This window comes from Modicisalibacter sp. MOD 31.J, from assembly GCF_020147985.1.
In the GTDB taxonomy this organism is placed as follows: Bacteria; Pseudomonadota; Gammaproteobacteria; order Pseudomonadales; family Halomonadaceae; genus Modicisalibacter; species Modicisalibacter coralii.
The window spans coordinates 458,306-478,877 of sequence record NZ_JAGXFF010000006.1 but is presented as its reverse complement, the minus strand read 5'-3'; the positions used below and the strand labels follow the sequence as shown (position 1 = coordinate 478,877).

The window sequence follows — 20,572 nt, the reverse complement described above, 5'->3', positions numbered from 1 at the left end:
TCCCTTCGTTACTTGACGAACAGCTGACGCGGGAAATCGGCCAGCGGTTCGGCACCGTTCTCGGTGATCAGGATACTCTCGGTGATCTCCAGGCCCCAGTCGTCCATCCACATGCCGGGCATGAAGTGGAAGGTCATGCCGGGCTCGAGGATCGTCTCGTCGGAGGGGCGCAGGCTCATGGTGCGCTCGCCCCAGTCCGGCGGATAGCTGATGCCGATCGGATAGCCGCAGCGCGCGCCGCCGCGGTCGAAGCCGTACTTGTCCATCGCCGCCCCCAGGGCCATGGCGATGTCGGCACAGCGGTTGCCGGGCCGAGCCACGGCCAGGCCGTTCTCGATCCCCTCGAGCAGGGCCGATTCGCCGCGCACGAACTCCTTGGGCGGCTTGCCGAGGTAGACGGTCCGCGACAGCGGGCAGTGATAACGCTTGAAACAGCCGGCGATCTCGAAGAAGGTCCCCTCGCCCTCGCGGAACGGCGTGTCGTCCCAGGTCAGATGCGGCGCCGCGGCATCACTGCCGGTGGGCAGCAGCGGCACGATGGCCGGATAGTCGCCGCCGTAGACCTGGCCTTCGCCGTCGGTCCAGCCCTCGATGCCCACGCGGTAGATCTCCGAGACCAGTTTGCTCTTGGCCAGCCCGGGCTCGATCATCTCGAGGATCCGCGAGTGCATGCCCTCGACGATGCGCGCGGCGGTGCGCATGTAGGCGATCTCCTGCGGCGACTTGATCGCCCGGCACCAGTTGACCAGCGAGTTGGCATCCTGAAAGCGCGCGTGGGGCAACTCCTTGACCAGGCACTGGAAGGCCTTGGCGGAGAAGTAGTAGTTGTCCATCTCCACCCCGACGACCCCCTCGTGCCAGTCATGCTCGGGCATGATCGACTGGGCGAGGTAGTCCATGGGATGCATGTCCGGATTCTGGACGTAGTAATCCGGGTAGTAGGTGATGTTCTCGGGGTCCATCCAGCAGGTACGCAGCGCCCCGTTGCTGTCCTGGCGTCGGCCGTACCAGACCGGCTCGCCCTCCAGGCCCAGCAGCACGCACTGGTGGACGTAGAACGACCAGCCGTCATAGCCGGTCAACCAGGCCATGTTGGAGGGGTCACTGATGATCATCACGTCGATGCCGCGACTGGCCATCGAGCGGCGCACCTTCCAGATGCGCTGGGCGTATTCCTCACGGGTGAACGGCAGGGAAACCTGGATCATGGGGCCTCGTCCCAAACACGAAATCGCCAAATCGACCATCCGGCATGGCGCGGGAAGTCGAGCCGCTACGTAGACGCTTCATAGAGCATGCCTGGCAGGCTGGCATCTCACTTTGTCATGATCATGAGTCATTGAAACCATGACAATTACCTGCCAATGTCCTGCTGCTGATACTAGCACCAGAGCCGAGCCGGCCGTCAAAGGCTTTATTGAATCATGACAATTGACCTGACGCCCTATCTCTCGCCGCACGGACCCAAGTTCCTGGCCATCGCCCGGGCGCTGTCCGAGGCGATCCGCCAGGGCGAGCTGACGCCCGGCACGCGACTGCCGCCGCACCGCCAACTGGCGGAGACGCTCGGCGTCAGCGTGCAGACGGTGTCGCGCGCCTACGCTCAGGCCGAGAAGATGGGCCTGGTGCAGGCGCGGGTGGGCAGCGGCACCTGGATCAACACCCTCGACGACAATCGCGAATCGGAATACCTGCGGGCCAGCGAGGCGCGGCCGGAAGCGGCCCTGATCGATCTGTCGATCGCCCATCCGGTCTGCCCGCCGACCCACCACCTGCGCTTTCGCGAGACGCTCGCCGAGCTCGCCGAACAGGCCTCGCCCGAGGTGATCTCGGCGTGCCGACCGATCGCCGGACTGCCCTACCAGCGCGAGCGCGCCGGCTACTGGCTGCGCGACCGGCTGGGCGTTCCCGGCGATGTCGAGGAGCGCATCCTCTGCAACGGCGGCGCCCACGGCCTGATGCTGGCGGTCGCCACCGTGGTTCAGCACGGCGACGTGGTGCTCACCGAAGCGCTCACCGACCACGGCCTGATCGCGTTGTCGCGGACTTTGGGCTTCCAGTTGCGCGGCATCGCCATCGACGCCGAAGGCGTGATGCCCGACGCCCTGGACACCGCCTGCCGCCGCTACCAACCGCGCGCGGTGTGCCTGACGCCGACCCAGCTCAACCCCACCGGCGCGACGATGAGCGAAGCCCGCCGCGACGCCGTGGCCGAGGTGCTGGCCCGCCACGGGGTGTGGCTGATCGAGGACGATGTCCAGGCCCTGCTCGAACCGCCCGGCCTGACCCCGCTGGCCGCCCGGCTGCCGCGTCAGGGCTTCCACGTCACCAGCCTCACCAAGGTCACCGTGCCGGGGCTGCGCGCCGGTTACCTGACGGTGCCGCGCGGTCAGCTGCACCATGCCTTGCCGCGCCTGCGCGCGACGAGCTGGATGGCCACGCCGCTGATCTTCGAACTCGCCGACCACTGGCTCGCCAATGGCACCGTGGAAACCCTGGCCCGCGAACAACGCGCCCTACTCGCCGAACGCCAGCGGCTGGCAGCGCACTACCTGAGCGGACACGACGTCACCTCGCGCGCGTCCAGCCTGCATGTCTGGCTGGCCCTGCCCGCCTCGTGGCGCGCCGAGGAGCTGCGCCAGCAGGCCGAGCAGGAAGGCGTGGCGATCACCGCCTCGCCGCCGTTCATGGTCGAGCAGACGCCGCCCCCGCGGCGGGTGCGCCTGAGCCTCGGCGCCGAACCCGATCTGGCACGCCTCGAACGTGGCCTGGAACTGGTGGCGCGCTTGCTCAACGAGTCACCGCCGCCCATGCTGGAGATCGTTTACTGACAGCCCCGCGGCCAAAGGAGCAACGATGCGAGTCGTAGTCCACACCGATGATGCCGATACCTGGTGCCAGGCGCTCGCCAGGCGTCTGCCCGATGCCGAGATCGTCACCAGCGAGGCGGCCGGCGATGCCCCCGCCGACTATCTGGCGGTCTGGAAGCCGCCCGCTTCGCTGTTCGAGGGGCAGTCCCGTCTCAAGGGCATCGTCAATCTGGGCGCCGGCGTCGACGCCCTGCTGCACAATCCGGGCCTGCCGCGCGGCGTCCCCATCGTCAAGCTGCGCGATGCCGGCATGGCACCGCTGATGGCCGATTACGTGCGCTTCGGGGTGCTCTACTTCCAACGCGACTTCGACCGTTACTTCGCCCAGCAGACCCACGGTACATGGCTCGAGCAGCCGCTGATCGACAAGGCGGACTGGCCGATCGGCGTGCTGGGGCTCGGCGCGATCGGCGCCCACGTCGCCCGGGCGCTGGCCGAGGACGGCTTCCCGGTGCACGGCTGGAGCCGCTCGGCCAAATCGCTCGACGGCGTGACCTGCCATCACGGCGAGGCCGGCCTCTCCGACCTGCTCGCCGGGGTGCGTACCCTGGTCACCCTGCTGCCCGACACCGACAGTACCCGCGGCATCGTCAATGCCGGGACGCTGTCACGGCTGCCCGAAGGCGCGACGCTGATCAATCCCGGTCGCGGCAGCCTGATCGACGAGGCCGCGCTGCTCGACGCCCTCGGCCCCGGCGACAAGGAGGGCCGGTTGCGCGGCGCGCTGCTCGACGCCTTCACCGAGGAGCCACTCCCCCGTGACAACCCGCTATGGGACCATCCGCGCGTGCGCATCACCCCGCACATGGCCGCGCCGACCCCGGTGCGCGATGCCGCCGACCAGGTCGCCGAGCTGATCCGCGCACTGGACGCCGGCGAGGACGTCGAGACCATCGACCCCGGCGCGGGGTACTGACGCCGCCGCGCCCCCCCGGGCAGTGGCGATGCCTCGCCACTGCCCCTGGCCATCTCGCCGCCTCGGCCACCCCACGATCAGTGAACGGCATCCTCGTAGACCAGCCGCGTCGCCGGAAAGCGGTTGAGCAGGCGATGCACCAGATAGGCGACCAGCAGGGTCACCAGCATGCCCACGCAGATCGAGCTGAAGCGATAGAGGTCGCTGTAGACCAGGTCCTGACCCGGCGACAGATACTGGCCGAACAGGATGCCCACCGTGGTCATGCCGCCGAATCCCGCGCCCGAGCCGACCCCTTCCTTGAGGTGCTCGCGGGCGAACAGCATGATCCCGATCCACAGCGGCAGAACCACCAGCCACAGGTTGCCGGAATGGTTGTAGAGGACCAGTTGCACCAGCAGACCGAAGCTGCAGCCCAGCAGTACCCCGGTGGCACGGTGTCTGGCCGCCACCACGGCCCCGTCGAAGGTCAGCGGGAAGAGGATCAGGATGGTCGCCACCTGGGCGGACAGCGAGTCACGCAGGTCGAAGACCTGAAAGACCACGAACGACAGCGTCGCCACGCTGGCCCCGAGCAGCGTCTCGTGGCGCTGGCGCGCCAAGGACTTGGTTCGCCGCGGTGGCGGGCGGCGCGGCTCGGCGTCAGGGATCAGCACGTAGACCACCGAGGCGATGGCCACCGTCAGGCTGCTGGCGACCAGGTTGCTGGCCAGCATGTCGTGCAGATCGGTGGAGGGGTAACTGGCGAAGTGGAACATCACGCTCAGGCTGACCATGCCCTGAGCGCCGAACAGGAACAGCGGCCCGCCGCTCATCAGCCGGAAGCGCCCGGCGAAGAGAATGAAGGCCAGGCACGTCATCACCAACGGCAGATGGCTGAACAAGCCGGCGATCAGCGCCACTTCCACGGTATTGATCAAGGCGCTGCCCAGGAACTGACGGATCACGTGGCCGTTGAGCGTCGGCACCAGCGCCAGCAGCAGCATCGGGTAGACGGTGAAGAAGACGCCGTAGTTCCAGCCGAACAGGTTGGAGATGGTGAACCCCAGCGTGCTGCCGAACGCGACGCGCAGGCATTGGCGGACGTCGTTGTCGTCGAGTTCCTTGAGGGGGTGGGCCGGCGCCGCGGGCCGGCGCCGCGTCCCCGGCCACCAGCGGCCGATCGCGAATCTGGGCATGGGGCGCCTCAATAGATGTAGTGCAACAGGCTGATCAGATCGATCTGCAGGCGACCCAACGCATCGAACAGGGGGTTGTCGCTCGGATAAAGCTGCACGGTCGCCCGGGCGCCGCTCGGCGGCACGTCCGGCACGCCCTCGTCCAGATCCACGTGGATGCGCATGCGCTGGGCATCACGCACCCAGCGATCCGACTCGACGGGATTCGCCAGTTCGCCGTTGGCGCTGAGCTGGCCATTGCGTACCCCACTGTCCAGGCTGGTGACGTGCCCCGCGAACACCTCGCCGGGCCGGCCATCGAAGACCACGGCGGCCGGGGTGCCGGCATGCACATGGCGCAGACTCTTCTCACGGAAGTCGGCAACCAGATCCGGCACGTCACCGACCAGCGCCAGCACCGCCTGCCCGGTCGCGGCATAGCTTCCCGCCTCGAGCTGCAGATTACTGATCGTACCGGCGATGTCCGCCCGCACCCGGGTGTGTTTCAGGTCCAGCTTCGCCTGGGCGAGAGCATTGCGCGCCTGGCGCAGCCGCAGGTTGGCCTCGCCCGGGTCGCCGCGCTCCACCTCCAGCTGATGCAGGCTCGCCCGGGCGGCCTCGACCTTGGCCTGGGCGGCCTGATAATGGGAACGCGTCGCATCGCGCTGCTGACGGGAGACGTTGTGCTGCTTGATCAGATCCTCGTAGCGCTCGAGATCGCGGGCGAGATTGTCGGCATCGGCGCGGGCCTCGCTCAGATCGGCGCGCGCCGCGGCGATCCGGGCATCGAGCTGGGCGTTCTCGCGCCGGGCCTGCTCCAGCGCCAGCTTGGCCTCGTCCACCGCCAGCCGGTAGCGGGACGGGTCGATGCGAAACAGCACCTCCCCGGCCTCGACATGCTGGTTGTTGGCCACCTCGACCGCCGTCACCTGCCCCGAGACCTGGGGCGCGACGCTGACCACCTGACGGATCAGGCGGGCCTGGGGCGTGAGGGGCATGTGCAGGTCGGCCACCAGGAAGTAGCCGAACAGCACCACGAAGGCCGCCAGCGCGACCTGTACCCAGCGGGCAAAGCGTTGTTCCGGTGTCATGGGTCTCTCTTGTGCAAGCGTCCTGCGAGGTATCAGTCGATTCGGTGGGTATTGAGAAAGATGCGTCGTGCCACCCGCTCGAAGGCGCGCAGGTCGTCGGCATCGACGTCCGCCAGCAGACAGCGACGCGCCGTTTCCACGCGCTCGCGCACCTGTTCGAGGGCGGTACGCCCCGCCGGGGTGAAGGTGACACTGCGTGCCCGACGATCCGCCTGGCAGCGCCGGCGTTCGAGCAACCCCGCCGCTTCGAGGTTTTCCAGGGTGCGCATCAGCGAGGGCAGCTCGATACCCAGGTCATTGGCAATGGCCGACTGGGTCGCCCCGTCACCGAGGCGTTCGAGGTGGAGCAGCACCGCCCAGCGCGACTGGGTCAGGCCCAGCGGCTGCATGGCCGCGTCGAGCTGAGCGCGCCAGTGACGGTCCAGGGAGGCGATCTTCAGCCCCAGGGGCAGGCGGTCGAAGCACTCAATACTTATCATGCTAGGTATTTTGCCAGATACTTAGCCTGATAATCAATAGCCCGACTCGTCCCCGCTCAGGGGAGACTGGCCATGCGGACCCCCAGCGCCACCAGCAGACCGCCGACGACTCGGTCGATGATCCCGGCGCCGCGGGCAATGGCTCGCGAAAAGGCGGGCAGAGCCAGCAGCCGGGCCACCAGGGCGAACCACACCAGATGCGCCAGCACGATGAAGACGCCGTAGCCGCAGCGCACGCCCCAGGTCGTGTCGGTGGCCACCACCTGGCTGAACAGCGCGACGATGAACAGCATCGCCTTGGGGTTGAGCAGATTGCACAGCAGCCCCTGCCGCCAGGCGGCAACCTGGCCACTGGCACGCTGGGCATCGCGAGTCTGCACGTTCGCGTCACCGCGATCGCGCGGCCACCAGGCACCCAGGCCCAGCCAGATCAGATAAGCCGCCCCCAGGTAGCGCACGATGTCGATCAGCCAGGCGTGCCGTGCCAGCACCAGTCCAAAGCCCAGCAGGGTATAGCTGACGTGGATGGCAATGCCGGTGGCGATCCCCGCCGCGCCCAGATACCCCGCCCGACTGCCACGCGTCACCACGCAACGCACGATGAACGCGAAATCGGGGCCGGGGCTGACGACCGCCAGCAGCGTGATGCCCGCCACGGCGAGCAATTCAACCGGAAGATGAAGCATAGTAAGCTGTCCTGAATGACCGCGATCCCGCGATTGTCGTCCGCCGTGGGCGGCGACGGAATCGACCGTTTTTCACCGCTGCCGTGAGCGACACTCACCGATGTCTCGCCAGCTCCCCCCGCTCGCCGCGCTGCCCGCCTTCGAGGCCGCCGCCCGGTTGGGCAACTTCACCCGTGCCGCCGAGGAACTGCATGTCACCCATGGCGCCATCAGTCGCGCGATCGCCCGGCTCGAGGAACGCCTGGGTGTCGCGCTGTTCGAACGCCACGCACGTCACGTCAGTCTGACGGCAGCCGGACGCCGCCTGCTGACGGCCACCGACAAGGCATTCGACGCCCTGGAATCGGGGCTCGAGCGACTCAATCGCGATGACGGCCCGGTCACGCTCAGCGTGTCCTGCGAACCATCGCTGGCCATGCGCTGGTTGATGCCGCGGCTCGACCACTGGCGCAGCACCCAGCCGTCGACCATGGTCGACCTGCATACCGCCGGTGGTCCCATCGACCTGCAGCGCTCGGCCTGCGACCTGGCGATACGCCGGCTCGACTTCCCGCGCCCCGACGGGGTGACGATCACGCCGCTGTGCCCCGAACTGGCCGGGCCGGTGTGCCACCCCGAATGCTGGCACGAGGTCCTGGGCCGCGATCTGTCCCGGGCCCGCTGGCTGCACAGCCGCACCCGGCCCGATGCCTGGGCCCAGTGGTGCCGGGCCAGCGAAACGCCCTACCGCAACGCCGGCGAGCAATACTACGACCACTTCTACTTCACGCTGCAAGGGGCGATCGACCGCCTGGGCACGGCCATCGGCCCGCTGCCGCTGGTCCACGACGATCTGCGCGACGCGCGACTGATCGCCCCGTTCGGCATGCGGCCCACGGGCGCCGAGTACGTCATCATCAGCCGCGAATCGCCCCTGGCGCAGGCGCCTTTGCAGGCGTTCGTCGACTGGCTGCAACAGCAGGCGGCACCGCTACGCCGCCTTGCCGACAGCGCCTAGCAGCCTGCCGACGGCGGCGATGTGCTAAGGTGCCGTCACCACGCCCACGCGGCGAGTCCCTACTGCGGAAGCACACCCATGACCGATATGCCGACCGCGACACAGCCGTCCCCCGCGACGGCGCCGGACACCGGACACGCGACGCCGATCATCCGGGTCGAGAACCTCACCAAGACCTATGCCTCGGGTTACCAGGCCCTGCAGCCCATCGACCTGGAGATCCGGCGCGGCGAGATATTCGCCCTGCTCGGGCCGAACGGTGCCGGCAAGACCACCCTGATCAGCATCATCTGCGGGCTGGTCAATCCCAGCGGCGGGCGGGTCTTCGCCGACGGCCACGACATCGTCCGCGACTATCGCGCCGCCCGCTCGCGGATCGGCCTGGTGCCGCAGGAGTTGACCTCGGACGCCTTCGAGACGGTGTGGAACACCGTCAGCTTCAGTCGCGGGCTGTTCGGCAAGCCGCCTAATCCGGCGCACATCGAGAAGGTGCTCAAGGACCTGGCCCTGTGGGACAAGCGCAACAACAAGCTGCTGACGCTGTCCGGCGGCATGAAGCGCCGTGTGCTGATCGCCAAGGCACTGTCCCACGAGCCGCAGATCCTGTTTCTCGACGAACCCACCGCGGGGGTCGACGTCGAACTGCGCCGCGACATGTGGAACGTGGTGCGCGGGCTGCGCGACGCCGGCGTGACCATCATTCTCACCACCCACTACATCGAGGAGGCCGAAGAGATGGCCGACCGTATCGGGGTGATCAACAAGGGCGAGATCGTGCTGGTCAGCGAGAAGCATGCGCTGATGCGCAAGCTGGGCAGCAAGCAGATGACCCTGCAGCTGCAGGCGCCGCTCGGCCAGGTGCCCGAGGCGCTGGCCGGCTACCCGCTGGAGCTCGCCGACGACGGCTATGCCCTGGTCTACAGCTACGATGCCAGCCGCGAGCAGACGGGGATCGCCGGGCTGCTCAACGCCGTGACCGGCGCCGGCATCGAGGTCAAGGATCTGCATACTCACCAGAGCTCGCTGGAAGATATCTTCGTCAACCTGGTCAGGGAGCGCCAATGAACCTCATCGCGGTACGTTCGATCTATCGCTTCGAGATGGCCCGGGCACGACGCACGCTGCTGCAGAGCGTGGTCTCGCCGGTGCTGTCCACCTCGCTGTACTTCGTGGTCTTCGGCGGCGCCATCGGTTCGCGCATCACCGAGATCGAGGGCGTCAGCTACGGGGCCTTCATCGTCCCCGGGCTGATCATGCTGATGCTGCTCACCCAGAGCGTGTCCAACGCCTCGTTCGCGATCTTCTTTCCCAAGTTCTCCGGGACCATCTACGAACTGCTCTCGGCGCCCGTCTCGCACTTCGAGATCGTGCTCGGCTACGTCGGCGCCGCGGCCACCAAGTCGCTCATTCTGGGGCTGTTGATACTGGGCACGGCGAGCCTGTTCGTGCCGCTGCAGATCGCCCATCCGCTATGGATGGTGCTGTTTCTGGTGCTCACCGCGGCCACCTTCAGCCTGCTCGGCTTCATCATCGGCATCTGGGCCGACAACTTCGAGAAGCTGCAACTGGTGCCGCTGCTGGTGATCACCCCGCTGACCTTCCTCGGCGGCACCTTCTACTCCATCGACATGCTGCCGCCACTCTGGCAGACGCTGACCCTGTTCAACCCGGTGGTCTATCTGATCAGCGGCTTCCGCTGGAGCTTCTTCAACCTCGCCGACGTCAGTCTGTTCGCCAGCCTGGGGATGATCCTGCTGTTCCTGAGCGTGTGCCTGGGCATCGTGGCGTGGATCTTCCGTACCGGTTATCGGATCCGGCCCTGATCCGGCGATAGCCAAGAAACGGGGCATCCTCCTGGATACCCCGTGAAAACGTCGTCTCTGCCGGCGCCTTCAGTCCAGCAGCGCATTGAACTGCTTGAGCCACTCCGGATGGGCCGGCCAGGCCGGGGCGGAGACCAGCTTGCCGCAGGTGACGGCCTGGTCCACGGCGATGTCGGCGTAGTCGCCGCCGGCCAGGCGCACCTCCGGCGCGCAGGCCGGATAGGCCGAGACCTTGCGCCCTTCCAGCGACACGGCGGCGGCCAGCAGCTGCGCGCCGTGGCAGATCGCCGCCACCGGCTTGTCGCCGTCCATGAAGTGGCGCACCACCTCGAGCACCCGCTCGTTGAGCCGCAGGTACTCGGGCGCGCGACCGCCGGGGACCACCAGGGCGTCATAGTCGGCGGGGTCGGTCTCGGCGAAGGTGGCGTTGAGGGTGAAGGCGTGACCGGGCTTCTCGCTGTAGGTCTGATCGCCCTCGAAATCGTGGATCGCGGTCTTGACGCTGTCGCCCTCGCGCTTGTCGGGGCAGATGGCATGCACGGCATGACCCATGGCCTGCAGGGCCTGGAACGGCACCATGATCTCGTAGTCTTCGACGAAATCCCCCGCGATCAACAGAATCTTGGCCATGACGGTGTTCTCCTGAAGGGTGAATGATGGGGTTCAACCGGTGGGCAGGCTTCAAGCCTAGCAGGCGCGCCGGCAAACGCCGAGTCGCAGCGACGGGAACACACCGACCGGCGCGGAGTCCCACCAGCATCGACGCATCGAGGAGCTGCCATGTCCGTTTCGTCGCTGGCCCGGTGGCGCAATCATGCCCTGGCAGTGGTTCTGCTGGCGTGCCTCGCGCTCCCCCAGGCCGTCCGGGCCGCCGCCTCGCTCGCGCCCTTTTCGGCGACCTATCGCCTGCATGTCGACGGCTGGCCGGACGTGACCCTCCACCATCGTCTGACTCATGACGGCGGTCAGTGGCAAAGCGCCATGCGGGCGAGCATCGCCGTCGCCGAAGGCCACGAGCTGAGCCGCTTTCGTCTCGCCGGCGACCATCTGGATGCGCTGTTCTACACCAGCGGCTATCGGCTGTTCGGGCTGGGCGACGACTATCGGCTCAGCGGCCGTGAACTCGATGACCTTCCGGATCGCCAGACGACATTGATCGTGCTGGCGCGCCGGGCGCCTGCGGCTTCCTGCGTGGGGGCGGACAGCGAGCCGTGTACGCTGCGCTATCTCGATCACCGGGGCGATACCGTCACCCTGGACTACCGCGTGACCGAACGCGGCGACACCCTCGCATCCGGCCATCGTTTCCCCAGCGTGCGAGTCGATACCTGGCGACCCGACAAGCCCGACCGCCACCTGCTGCTGCGCTTCACCCCCGAACTTCCGGGGTTGCTGCTGGGCGCCGAGTACCGGCGCGAGGGAAAGGTCGTCAGTACCCTGGAGCTGATCTCGCTCGACCGCTAGCATTGCCTGAAAACTGACTGTGCTCGACCATACTGCGTTAAAAATCAGCTCAAAATGCTCATTTACAGTGCGTAAACTCCGCTTTTTCACTAATTTTTGCCTTGTCTGGTCTTCGCTCGTCGACTTTTCAGGCAATGCTTGAGAATTCGACATCAGTCAGGCTGATACCCCATCAGCGATCGTCGTGCCGGCCACATCCGAAAGCCTTCCGCGCTCTGCTAGAGTAGGCGCCCCCTGTCATGGCGACCGCCCAAGGAGCGTGGATGCTTTCCGGCCTGTTCTGGATTCTGTTACCGCTGATTCTCGGCTATCTGGTGCCGGTGACCCACGACGGCGTGCAGCGGGCGATCGACCGCAGCGTCAACGGCTCGATCTACGCCATCCTCGGTCTGATGGGGATCAGCCTGACCGGCTTCGAGGATCTCGGCGGCCAGCTCGCCCGCATGAGCGGTCAGGCCGCGACGCTGTTCGCGGTGATCACCCCCGTCAACCTGGTGGCGCTCTATGCGCTGTCGCGGCGCAGCAAGCTGCATGCCGGCACCTCGCCCAGCGTGCCCAACGCGCCGACCAGCAAGCTCGCCGCGATGGCCGGCTCGCTGTCGCTGGCCGGCGTGGTGGTCGCCGGGATCGTCCTGGGCGTGGCCCTGAAGGCGCTGGGCTGGGCCGAGGCGCCCCAACTCGCCGAGCACCTCGCCACCTGGGTACTCTATGCCCTGCTCGCGCTGATCGGCTGCCAACTGCGCAACTCGGGCATGCCGCTCCGGCAGATTCTCCTCAACCGTCACGGTCTGGCGATCGCCCTCACGGTCGTAGCCAGTTCGCTGCTCGCCGGGCTGCTGGCCGCGCCGCTGCTCGATCTCGACTGGAACGAGGGGCTGGCGATGGCATCCGGCTTCGGCTGGTATTCGCTGTCGGGGATCTTGATCGGCGATCAATTGGGGCCGGTGCTCGGCGGCGCGGCCTTCTTCAACGACCTGGCCCGCGAGCTGCTGGCCTTCCTGCTGATCCCGCTGCTGATTCGTCGTGCCACGCCGCTGGCGATCGGCTTCGGCGGCGCGACCGCCATGGATTTCACCCTGCCGGCGATCCAGCAATACGGGGGCGTGGCCTGCGTGCCGATCGCCGTGGTCAGCGGCTTCCTGCTGTCGCTGCTCTCGCCGCCGCTGATCCTGTTGCTGCTGTCGTTGTAACCCGCAAAAAAGCCCGCCACTCAGGTGGCGGGCCAGGCTCGATCGATCATCGCGATGACGTGGCGCGTCTCAGAACCAGAGTTCCATCTGGGTGCCGAAGGTCCACTCACCGCCGTTGAAGGTATCGTCCCCCAGGGCGTCGTCGCCGGCGAAGTCGTTGAGCTCACTGTCCCAGTCGCTCCAGCTGGCGAACAGGCGAATTTCCGGCCGCTGCCAGAAGCCACCGACCTGGGGCTTGAAGGTGGGCGCCACGGTCAGCTTGGTATAGGCGCCATCCACCGCGTTGTGTCCCTGGTAGCCCTGCGGGTCGAGGTCCATCCACTGGTAGCTGGCCTCGTACTGCATCTCGAAGTTTTCGGTCAGTTCGTTGGCCAGGCGGGCGTTGAAGGTCGCCCAGTCGTAGCTGTCGCCACGCGCGTAACGATCCGCACTGTGCTGGGCGAGAACGGCCGGCGCCAGGCGCCAGCGGGGGGCCAGGTAGGTGGTGCCATACACCGCCAGTCGCGTGGTCTCGGCGTCATCGAGCAGGTTGCCGTCGGAACCGAGCGACTTGACCTCGGCGCCGAGACCCCGGCCATAGAGCGCCGCCGCCTTGAAGCTGCCCTCGCCGACCCCGAAGAAGCTGTCGCCGTGATAGGCCAGCATGGTGTGGAAGCCGCTGTCCGCCGCGGTGGCCTCGCTACCCGTATCGCGCTCGTCGTTGTCGTTGGCCGACAGGCCATTGACCATCCACTGCCAGTCGCCGATGTGGTTGTTGAGCGTGAAGATCAGGTTGTCGGTACTGCCCGTCAGCCCCGGGCTGTCGCTGCCGGTCACGGGGTAGTCGCTGAAGCTGCGCCCGTACAGCGAGACGTTGGTGGTCCAGGCGTCGCTGAGGCGAATGTCGTAGACCCCGGCGCCGGTGCCGGCGAGAAAGATGATATCGCTGTCGAGCCAGTGGATATCGAAGTTGTCCCGGTCGAAGCGCTTGCCGGCCCAGATCTTGGCATCCTCGAAGGCGCCGGTGAAGCTCGGCAGGTCACTGAACTGCGCATAGACCTGACGGACGTTGAGGTCCGACTCGTCGGCGGTCCAGTCGTTGCTGGTGGTGACCCCGTCGGCCAGCATGATCCGGTAGTGCGAGCGGGCCCCGTTGTCGAAGCGCTGCTTGTAGTTGAGGGTGGTCTCGACGTAGGTGTCCGGTTCGTTGCCCAGGCGCCCTACCGCGCCACCGGTACTCCCCGCCGGGGTCAGGTAGGGGCCGCCCGGGGCACTCTTGCCGTGGTTGTCCAGCAACAGTCCCGAGCGCGCATAGGCATTCAGCGACAGCCCCAGATCGCCGTCGGCATGTGCCTCGACATCGGCCAGGCGCTGCTCCAGATCGGCATCATCCAGGGCATCCAGCGCCGCCTCGGCCTGATCGGCGCGCCGTTCGGCGGCGGTGGCGCGCTGTTCGGCGGCGGCGATCCGCGCTTCCAGGGCGGCCAGCCTGGCCTCCAGGCTCTGGGGTTGGGCGACGGCGGTCGACACGACACTCAGCGATGCCAGGGCGACGGCAAGGGTCAGTGGCGTGCGAGTCGGAAAACGTGACATGGAATGACTCCCGTTGTGGTTGTTGTCATCGCCTCGCCCGGCAGGCGCCACGGCGAAGCGAGCTTAAACTTAAACGTTTAAGTTAAGAGCTTCAAAACCCACAACGCCAATTTTGACCAATGTCTAATTCCGTCCATGAACTCCGCCTTCACCCCACCAAAGTCTAGGTTGTCGGCAGGCGGCAAGGGCGACTAACGTTAACGAACTTAAACGTTTAAGACTCGATATGACGCAACGAGTATGAGGCAACGAGAGCGTCACTGACATGACTCGGGAGGCACGGGCTTCCCGCACAACAACAACCCATGCCGGAGGTATTCGCCATGATTCGCCAACTGATCCCTGCCATCGCACTGGCCGGCGCCACCGTCGGCCAGGCCCACGCCGCCGACCTGACCATATCCTGCGGTGCCGTAGGCGCGGAACTGCAACTCTGCAAGGAGGGCGTCGCCGCCTGGGAGAAACAGACCGGCCACAGCGTCGACGTGGTCTCCACGCCCAACTCCTCCACCGAGCGACTGTCGCTCTATCAGCAGATTCTTTCCGCGCATTCCAGCGATATCGACATCATGCAGATCGACGTGGTCTGGCCGGGCCTGCTGGCCAATCATCTGGTCGATCTGCGCAAGCTGGGCGGCGAGGACGTCGTCGATGGCAACTTCCAGGCAATCGTCGACAACAACACCATCGACGGCCGGCTGGTGGCGATGCCCTGGTTCACCGACGCCGGGGTGCTCTACTACCGCAAGGACCTGCTGGCCAAGTACGACCGGGACCTGCCCGAGACCTGGCAGGCCATGACCGATACCGCCGAGACGATCCAGCAGGGCGAGCGTCAGGCCGGCAACGACAGGATGTGGGGCTACGTCTTCCAGGGCCGGGCCTACGAGGGCCTGACCTGCAACGCGCTGGAGTGGGTAGCGAGTCACGGTGGCGGCACCATCGTCGACGACCAGGGCGAGATCACCATCGACAACCCGCACGCCGCGGCCGCCCTCGACCAGGCTGCACAGTGGATCGGCACCATCTCGCCCGACGGGGTACTCAACTACACCGAGGAAGAGGCCCGCGGCGTCTTCCAGTCCGGCAATGCCGTGTTCATGCGCAACTGGCCCTATGCCTGGTCACTGACCCAGAGCGAGGACAGCGACGTGCGCGGCAAGGTCGGCGTCACTACCCTGCCCCACGGCCCGGACGGCACCAGCGCCGCCACGCTGGGTGGCTGGAACCTGGCCGTCTCCCGCTACAGCGAGCACCCGGATCTGGCGGTGGAACTGGTCAAGTTCCTGACCTCCGAGGCGGAGCAGAAGCGCCGCGCCATCGTGGGGTCCTACAACCCGACCATCAAGTCGCTCTACCAGGACCCCGAGGTGCTCGCCGCGGTGCCCTTCTTCGGCAAGCTCTACGACACCTTCTCCCACGCCGTGGCCCGTCCCTCCGCCCCCACCGGCGACAAGTACGGTCGCGTCAGCAACGCCTTCTTCAATGCGGCGCACCAGGTGCTGGCCGGCGACACCAGCGGCGAACAGGCGGTCTCCGGCTTGCAGCACGAACTCGAGCGCATGAAGCGCCGCCGCTGGTAACCCGAGGTTGATCATGGCCACGAGCGACTCTCACTCGACTCCCACCCCGGCGCCGACGCGTCGGGGGGCTCAACGGGGCACCCAGGTTCGCCGGCAGCGCGTACGCGCGGCCTGGCTGTTCCTGGTGCCGATGCTGGTCACCCTGGCGCTGGTCGCCGGCTGGCCGCTGGTGCGCACCTTCTACTTCAGTTTCACCGATGCCTCGCTGGCGGACACCACCGGCGCCAGCTTCATCGGCCTCGAGAACTACCTGGTCCACGACGACGGGGCCTGGTACGGCCTGCTGACCGATCCCGCCTGGTGGCAGTCGGTGTGGAACACCCTGTTCTTCAGCGCCGTCTCCGTATCGCTGGAAACGGTCTTCGGGATCATCGTCGCGCTGATTCTCAATGCCGAATTCAAGGGACGCATGCTGGTGCGCGCAGCGGTGCTGATCCCCTGGGCGATCCCCACCATCGTCTCGGCCAAGATGTGGGCGTGGATGCTCAACGACCAGTTCGGGATCATCAACCACCTGCTGATGGCCCTGGGTCTGATCGACGCGCCCCTGGCCTGGACCGCCGACGCCGACCTGTCGATGTGGGCGGTGATCATCGTCGACGTGTGGAAGACCATTCCCTTCGTCGCGCTGCTGGTGCTGGCCGCCCTGCAGATGCTGCCCCGCGACTGCTTCGAGGCCGCCGAGGTCGACGGCATCCACCCGGTCAAGGTGTTCTTCCGGGTCACCCTGCCGTTGATCACCCCGGCGCTGCTGGTGGCGGTGATCTTCCGCCTGCTCGATGCCCTGCGGGTGTTCGACGTCATCTACGTCCTGACGTCCAACTCGACCAATACCATGACCATGTCGATCTACGCCCGCCAGCAACTGGTGGAGTTCCAGGACGTCGGCTACGGCAGCGCCGCCTCGACCCTGCTGTTCCTGATCATCGCCCTGGTCACCGTGATCTATCTCTACCTCGGCCGCCGTCAGCTGGGAGGTGATCCATGAGCGCCAAACACGCCAAGACCCTGATCAAGCGCACCGGCTTCTGGTTGCTGGTCGCCATCCTGCTCGTCTATGCGGTCTTTCCCTTCTACTACGCGGTGATCACCTCGTTGAAGCCCTCCAGCGAGCTGTTCCGGGTCGACTACTGGCTGAGCAGCGTGGACTTCAGCAACTACCGCACCATCTTTTCCCAGGACAGCTTCGTCCAGGCGATCGTCAACTCGATCATCGTCGCCGTCAGCGTGGTGGCCATCGCCCTGCTGCTGGGCATCACCGCCGCCTACGCCCTGGGCCGGGTGCGCTTTCGCGGTCGCACCACGGTGATGATGATCGTGCTCGGGGTATCGATGTTTCCCCAGGTCGCCGTGCTCTCGGGACTGTTCGAGGTGATCCGCACGCTGAATCTCTACAACAGTCCGGGCGGGCTTATCCTGAGCTACACCATCTTCACCCTGCCGTTCACCGTCTGGGTGCTGACCACCTTCATGCGCCAGCTTCCCCAGGAACTGGAAGAGGCGGCGATCATGGACGGCGCCACGCCCTGGGTGACCATCACCCGCGTGTTCCTGCCGCTGATGTGGCCGGCCATGGCCACCACCGGCCTGCTGGCCTTCATCGCCGCCTGGAACGAATTTCTCTTCGCCCTGACCTTCACCCTCACCAACGAGGAACGCACCGTGCCCGTGGCGATCGCGCTGATCTCCGGCGGCAGCCAGCACGAGCTGCCCTGGGGGCCGATCATGGCCGCCTCGGTCACCGTCACCGTGCCGCTGGTGGTGCTGGTGATGATCTTCCAGCGACGCATCGTCTCGGGCCTCACCGCCGGCGCGGTGAAAGGCTAACGCGGGCCTTCTCTCCACGAATTCAAGGACTCATACATGCAGGACAACCTGAACTGGTGGCGCGGCGGGGTCATCTATCAGATCTATCCGCGCAGCTTTCTGGACAGCAACGGCGATGGCATCGGCGACCTGCCGGGCATCACCGAAAGACTCGACTACGTCGCCTCGCTCGGTGTCGACGGCATCTGGCTGTCGCCCTTCTTTACCTCGCCGATGGCCGATTTCGGCTACGACATCAGCGATTACCGCGACGTCGATCCGATGTTCGGTACCCTCGACGACTTCCGGGCGCTACTCGCGCGCGCCCACGCCCTGGGCCTGAAGGTGATCATCGACCAGGTGATCAGCCACACCTCGGAAACGCACCCCTGGTTCCAGGAAAGCCGGCGCGATCGAACCAATCCCAGGGCCGACTGGTACGTGTGGGCCGACCCGAAACCCGACGGCACGCCGCCCAACAACTGGCTGTCGATCTTCGGCGGCTCGGCCTGGACCTTCGACTCCCGGCGCCGCCAGTACTACCTGCACAACTTCCTGGTCGAGCAGCCGGATCTCAACTTCCACAACCCCGAGGTACGCGCCGCCCAGCTCGACAACATGCGCTTCTGGCTCGACCTGGGCGTCGACGGCTTCCGCCTGGATACCGTCAACTTCTACTTTCACGATCCCGCGTTGCGCGACAACCCGCCCCTCGAACCCGGCGAGGCACGGACCCTGGGCGCCCCCGAGGCCAACCCCTACACCTGGCAGCGCCACGTCTATGATCTGAGTCGGCCGGAGAACCTCGATTTCCTCGTGCAGTTGCGGGCGCTCATGGACGAATACCCGGGCACGACCACGATTGGCGAGATCAGCGAGGACAAGCCCCTCGAGCGCATGGCCGAGTACACCGCCGGCGGCGACAAGCTGCACATGGCCTACACCTTCGATCTGCTCAACACCCCGCACACCCCGGGCTACATTCGCGAAGTGATCGCACGCTTCCAGCGCATCGCCGGCAATGCCTGGCCCTGCTGGGCGCTGTCCAACCACGACGTGGTCAGAAGCGCGACCCGCTGGGGCGGCGACGAGGACCCCGACGCCTATCCGCGGGTCGCGCTGGCCATGCTGCTGTCGCTGCGCGGCAGCGTCTGTCTCTATCAGGGCGAGGAACTCGGCCTGCCGGAAGCGGACGTGCCCTACGAACGTATCCAGGACCCGTACGGCAAGGTCCTGTGGCCGGAGTTCAAGGGCCGCGACGGCTGTCGCACCCCGATGCCCTGGACCGACGACGCCCGGGGCGGTTTCTCCCGGGTCGAACCCTGGCTGCCGGTGGACACGCGCCATCGGCGGCGCGCGGTGTCACGCCAGGAGGCAAGCGGCGATTCGTTGCTCAACGGCCTGCGTGCGTTGCTGGCCTTCCGCCGCCGGCAGCCGGCCCTGTTCGACGGCGATCTGCGGCTGGTCGACGTCGGCGACGAGCTGCTGGGTTTCGTGCGAGAACGGGGCGACGAGCGCCTGCTGTGCGTGTTCAATCTTGCCGGCGCCGCCCGGGATTGCCGTCTTCCCGAGGCGGGGCATCTGCTCGACGTGCCCGGCTTCACGGCAGAACTCGCGGAGCGCGACCTGCATCTGCCGGGCTACCAGGCCGCCTTCCTGCGCCTGGACTGATCTCACTTTGGACGACATGCCGCCGGTGCCGAAGCGCCGGCCAGGAGCATACTCATGGCAAGCGTGACGCTCGACAAGCTCAACAAGTCGTTTGGCGACACTCACATCATCAAGGACGTCGACCTGTCGATCGCCGACGGCGAGTTCGTGGTCTTCGTCGGCCCGTCCGGGTGCGGCAAGTCGACCCTGCTGCGGCTGGTCGCCGGGCTGGAATCGATCAGCGGCGGCGACCTGAAGATCGGCGAGCGCGTGGTCAACGACCTGCCGCCTCGCGAGCGGGGCGTGGGCATGGTCTTTCAGTCCTACGCCCTGTACCCGCACATGACCGTCTACGAGAACATGGCCTTCGGCCTCAAGCTCGCCAAGACCGCCGAGCAGACCGTGCGCGACCGGGTCATCGAGACCGCCCGCATCCTGCAGCTCGAGGAACTCCTCGAACGCAAGCCCAAACAGCTTTCCGGCGGCCAGCGCCAGCGCGTGGCCATGGGTCGGGCGATGGCCCGGGAGCCGCGCATCCTGCTGTTCGACGAACCGCTGTCCAACCTCGACGCCTCGCTGCGGGTACAGATGCGCAACGAGATCGCCCGGTTGCACCAGCGTCTCGGCTCGACGGTCATCTACGTGACTCACGATCAGGTCGAGGCGATGACCCTGGCCGACAAGATCGTGGTCCTCAACGGCGGGCGCATCGAACAGGTGGGCAGCCCCCAGACCCTCTACCAGCAGCCGGCCACCCAGTTCGTCGCCGGCTTCATCGGCTCGCCGACCATGAACTTCCTGCCCGCCACCTTGCGCGAGGGCGGTACCGACGGCTGCCGCGTCGACGTCGAGGGCATCGGCGAGCTGTCGTTGCCACAGTCCAGCCAGGGCCTTGCCCCAGGCACCGGGCTGACCCTCGGCATCCGCCCCGAACACCTGTGTCTCGCCCAGGCCCAGGGCGACAATGCCTTCGAGGTCGTCAACGTCGAATACCTGGGCAACGAGGTCTACGTCTATCTCGACGCCGGGCCGAACGAGGCGCTGCTGATCCATCGCAGCGACGCGCCGGGAAGCTGGGAAATCGGTCAGCGCGCCGCCCTCGCGCCGGCGCTCGAGAACGTGCACCTGTTCGACGGTGACGGCCGGGCGCTGCCCCTGGCACAGGCGCGCCATGCCGCCTGATCGATGGGCCCGGGTCGCGAGTCGAGCGTCGCCCATCGGGCCACTGAGGGCCCTAGAGAGTATGCGGGCAGACAGGTATTCTGCCCCTTCGACCCGCAACGAGACA

19 protein-coding genes are annotated in these 20,572 nt (G+C 66.8%); 12 read left to right on the top strand and 7 right to left on the bottom strand.

The genetic code is table 11. From position 1 onward, the window contains the following. Positions 1 to 8 precede the first annotated feature (8 nt). Positions 9 to 1,208, bottom strand: a complete 1,200-nt coding sequence (gene doeA, locus KGR00_RS21985; protein WP_129141829.1) for an ectoine hydrolase DoeA — start codon at positions 1,206 to 1,208, stop codon at positions 9 to 11. Positions 1,209 to 1,424: 216 nt separating this feature from the next. Here doeA and KGR00_RS21980 point away from each other — a divergent pair, with 216 nt between their 5' ends. Together KGR00_RS21980 and KGR00_RS21975 are read left to right on the top strand one after the other, a co-directional pair. After that, positions 1,425 to 2,831: a PLP-dependent aminotransferase family protein gene (locus tag KGR00_RS21980; protein WP_224419345.1), complete on the top strand. Its 1,407-nt coding sequence runs from the start codon at positions 1,425 to 1,427 to the stop codon at positions 2,829 to 2,831. 25 nt (positions 2,832 to 2,856) lie between these two features. Next, positions 2,857 to 3,786, top strand: coding sequence for a glyoxylate/hydroxypyruvate reductase A (locus KGR00_RS21975; protein WP_224419344.1), 930 nt, complete (start codon positions 2,857 to 2,859; stop codon positions 3,784 to 3,786). A gap of 77 nt (positions 3,787 to 3,863) precedes the next feature. Here the strand turns inward: KGR00_RS21975 and KGR00_RS21970 are convergent, their stop codons facing one another. From KGR00_RS21970 to KGR00_RS21955, 4 genes are read right to left on the bottom strand one after another with little or no spacing between them, the layout of a single operon-like run. Continuing rightward, on the bottom strand, positions 3,864 to 4,964 hold the full coding sequence (locus tag KGR00_RS21970; protein ID WP_224419343.1) for a DUF2955 domain-containing protein: 1,101 nt from the start codon (positions 4,962 to 4,964) through the stop codon (positions 3,864 to 3,866). A gap of 8 nt (positions 4,965 to 4,972) precedes the next feature. Next, positions 4,973 to 6,034, bottom strand: coding sequence for an HlyD family secretion protein (locus tag KGR00_RS21965; RefSeq protein ID WP_129141825.1), 1,062 nt, complete (start codon positions 6,032 to 6,034; stop codon positions 4,973 to 4,975). A 32-nt stretch (positions 6,035 to 6,066) separates the two neighbouring features. Beyond that, positions 6,067 to 6,513: a MarR family transcriptional regulator gene (locus KGR00_RS21960; protein WP_129141824.1), complete on the bottom strand. Its 447-nt coding sequence runs from the start codon at positions 6,511 to 6,513 to the stop codon at positions 6,067 to 6,069. Between the two features lie 56 nt (positions 6,514 to 6,569). Next, positions 6,570 to 7,199, bottom strand: coding sequence for a LysE family transporter (locus KGR00_RS21955; RefSeq protein WP_224419342.1), 630 nt, complete (start codon positions 7,197 to 7,199; stop codon positions 6,570 to 6,572). Positions 7,200 to 7,299: 100 nt separating this feature from the next. Here KGR00_RS21955 and KGR00_RS21950 point away from each other — a divergent pair, with 100 nt between their 5' ends. The 3 genes from KGR00_RS21950 (at position 7,300) to KGR00_RS21940 (ending at position 10,019) form a co-directional block, all read left to right on the top strand. Further along, positions 7,300 to 8,196: a LysR substrate-binding domain-containing protein gene (locus KGR00_RS21950; RefSeq protein WP_224419341.1), complete on the top strand. Its 897-nt coding sequence runs from the start codon at positions 7,300 to 7,302 to the stop codon at positions 8,194 to 8,196. A gap of 87 nt (positions 8,197 to 8,283) precedes the next feature. Then, positions 8,284 to 9,261: an ABC transporter ATP-binding protein gene (locus KGR00_RS21945; protein ID WP_129141842.1), complete on the top strand. Its 978-nt coding sequence runs from the start codon at positions 8,284 to 8,286 to the stop codon at positions 9,259 to 9,261. Further along, on the top strand, positions 9,258 to 10,019 hold the full coding sequence (locus KGR00_RS21940; RefSeq protein WP_129141821.1) for an ABC transporter permease: 762 nt from the start codon (positions 9,258 to 9,260) through the stop codon (positions 10,017 to 10,019). The genes KGR00_RS21945 and KGR00_RS21940 overlap by 4 nt, the downstream gene beginning before the upstream one ends. A gap of 69 nt (positions 10,020 to 10,088) precedes the next feature. Here KGR00_RS21940 and KGR00_RS21935 read toward each other — a convergent pair whose 3' ends face one another. After that, positions 10,089 to 10,649: a DJ-1/PfpI family protein gene (locus tag KGR00_RS21935; protein ID WP_224419340.1), complete on the bottom strand. Its 561-nt coding sequence runs from the start codon at positions 10,647 to 10,649 to the stop codon at positions 10,089 to 10,091. A 150-nt stretch (positions 10,650 to 10,799) separates the two neighbouring features. Between KGR00_RS21935 and KGR00_RS21930 the strand changes: the two genes are divergently transcribed. Beyond that, entirely contained in the window at positions 10,800 to 11,483 is a 684-nt protein-coding gene (locus KGR00_RS21930; protein WP_224419339.1) for a hypothetical protein, read from the top strand. A 263-nt stretch (positions 11,484 to 11,746) separates the two neighbouring features. Beyond that, a complete protein-coding gene (locus KGR00_RS21925; RefSeq protein WP_224419338.1) occupies positions 11,747 to 12,673 on the top strand; it encodes a lysine exporter LysO family protein in 927 nt (308 codons plus the stop codon). A 69-nt stretch (positions 12,674 to 12,742) separates the two neighbouring features. Here the strand turns inward: KGR00_RS21925 and KGR00_RS21920 are convergent, their stop codons facing one another. After that, positions 12,743 to 14,245, bottom strand: a complete 1,503-nt coding sequence (locus KGR00_RS21920; protein WP_224419337.1) for a carbohydrate porin — start codon at positions 14,243 to 14,245, stop codon at positions 12,743 to 12,745. Between the two features lie 323 nt (positions 14,246 to 14,568). Between KGR00_RS21920 and KGR00_RS21915 the strand changes: the two genes are divergently transcribed. Genes KGR00_RS21915 through ugpC form a run of 5 tightly spaced genes read left to right on the top strand, consistent with a single transcriptional unit; the run spans position 14,569 to position 20,466 of the window. Next, positions 14,569 to 15,828: an ABC transporter substrate-binding protein gene (locus tag KGR00_RS21915; RefSeq protein ID WP_224419336.1), complete on the top strand. Its 1,260-nt coding sequence runs from the start codon at positions 14,569 to 14,571 to the stop codon at positions 15,826 to 15,828. A gap of 13 nt (positions 15,829 to 15,841) precedes the next feature. Continuing rightward, the gene (locus KGR00_RS21910; RefSeq protein ID WP_224419335.1) at positions 15,842 to 16,816 is read left to right on the top strand and encodes a sugar ABC transporter permease; all 975 of its coding nucleotides are present in this window, start codon (positions 15,842 to 15,844) and stop codon (positions 16,814 to 16,816) included. Further along, a complete protein-coding gene (locus KGR00_RS21905; protein ID WP_224419334.1) occupies positions 16,813 to 17,655 on the top strand; it encodes a carbohydrate ABC transporter permease in 843 nt (280 codons plus the stop codon). The genes KGR00_RS21910 and KGR00_RS21905 overlap by 4 nt, the downstream gene beginning before the upstream one ends. A 36-nt stretch (positions 17,656 to 17,691) precedes the next feature. Beyond that, positions 17,692 to 19,305, top strand: a complete 1,614-nt coding sequence (locus tag KGR00_RS21900) for an alpha-glucosidase (protein WP_224419333.1) — start codon at positions 17,692 to 17,694, stop codon at positions 19,303 to 19,305. A 54-nt stretch (positions 19,306 to 19,359) separates the two neighbouring features. Continuing rightward, positions 19,360 to 20,466, top strand: a complete 1,107-nt coding sequence (ugpC, locus tag KGR00_RS21895) for a sn-glycerol-3-phosphate ABC transporter ATP-binding protein UgpC (RefSeq protein WP_224419332.1) — start codon at positions 19,360 to 19,362, stop codon at positions 20,464 to 20,466. The last annotated feature ends 106 nt before the right edge of the window (positions 20,467 to 20,572 follow it).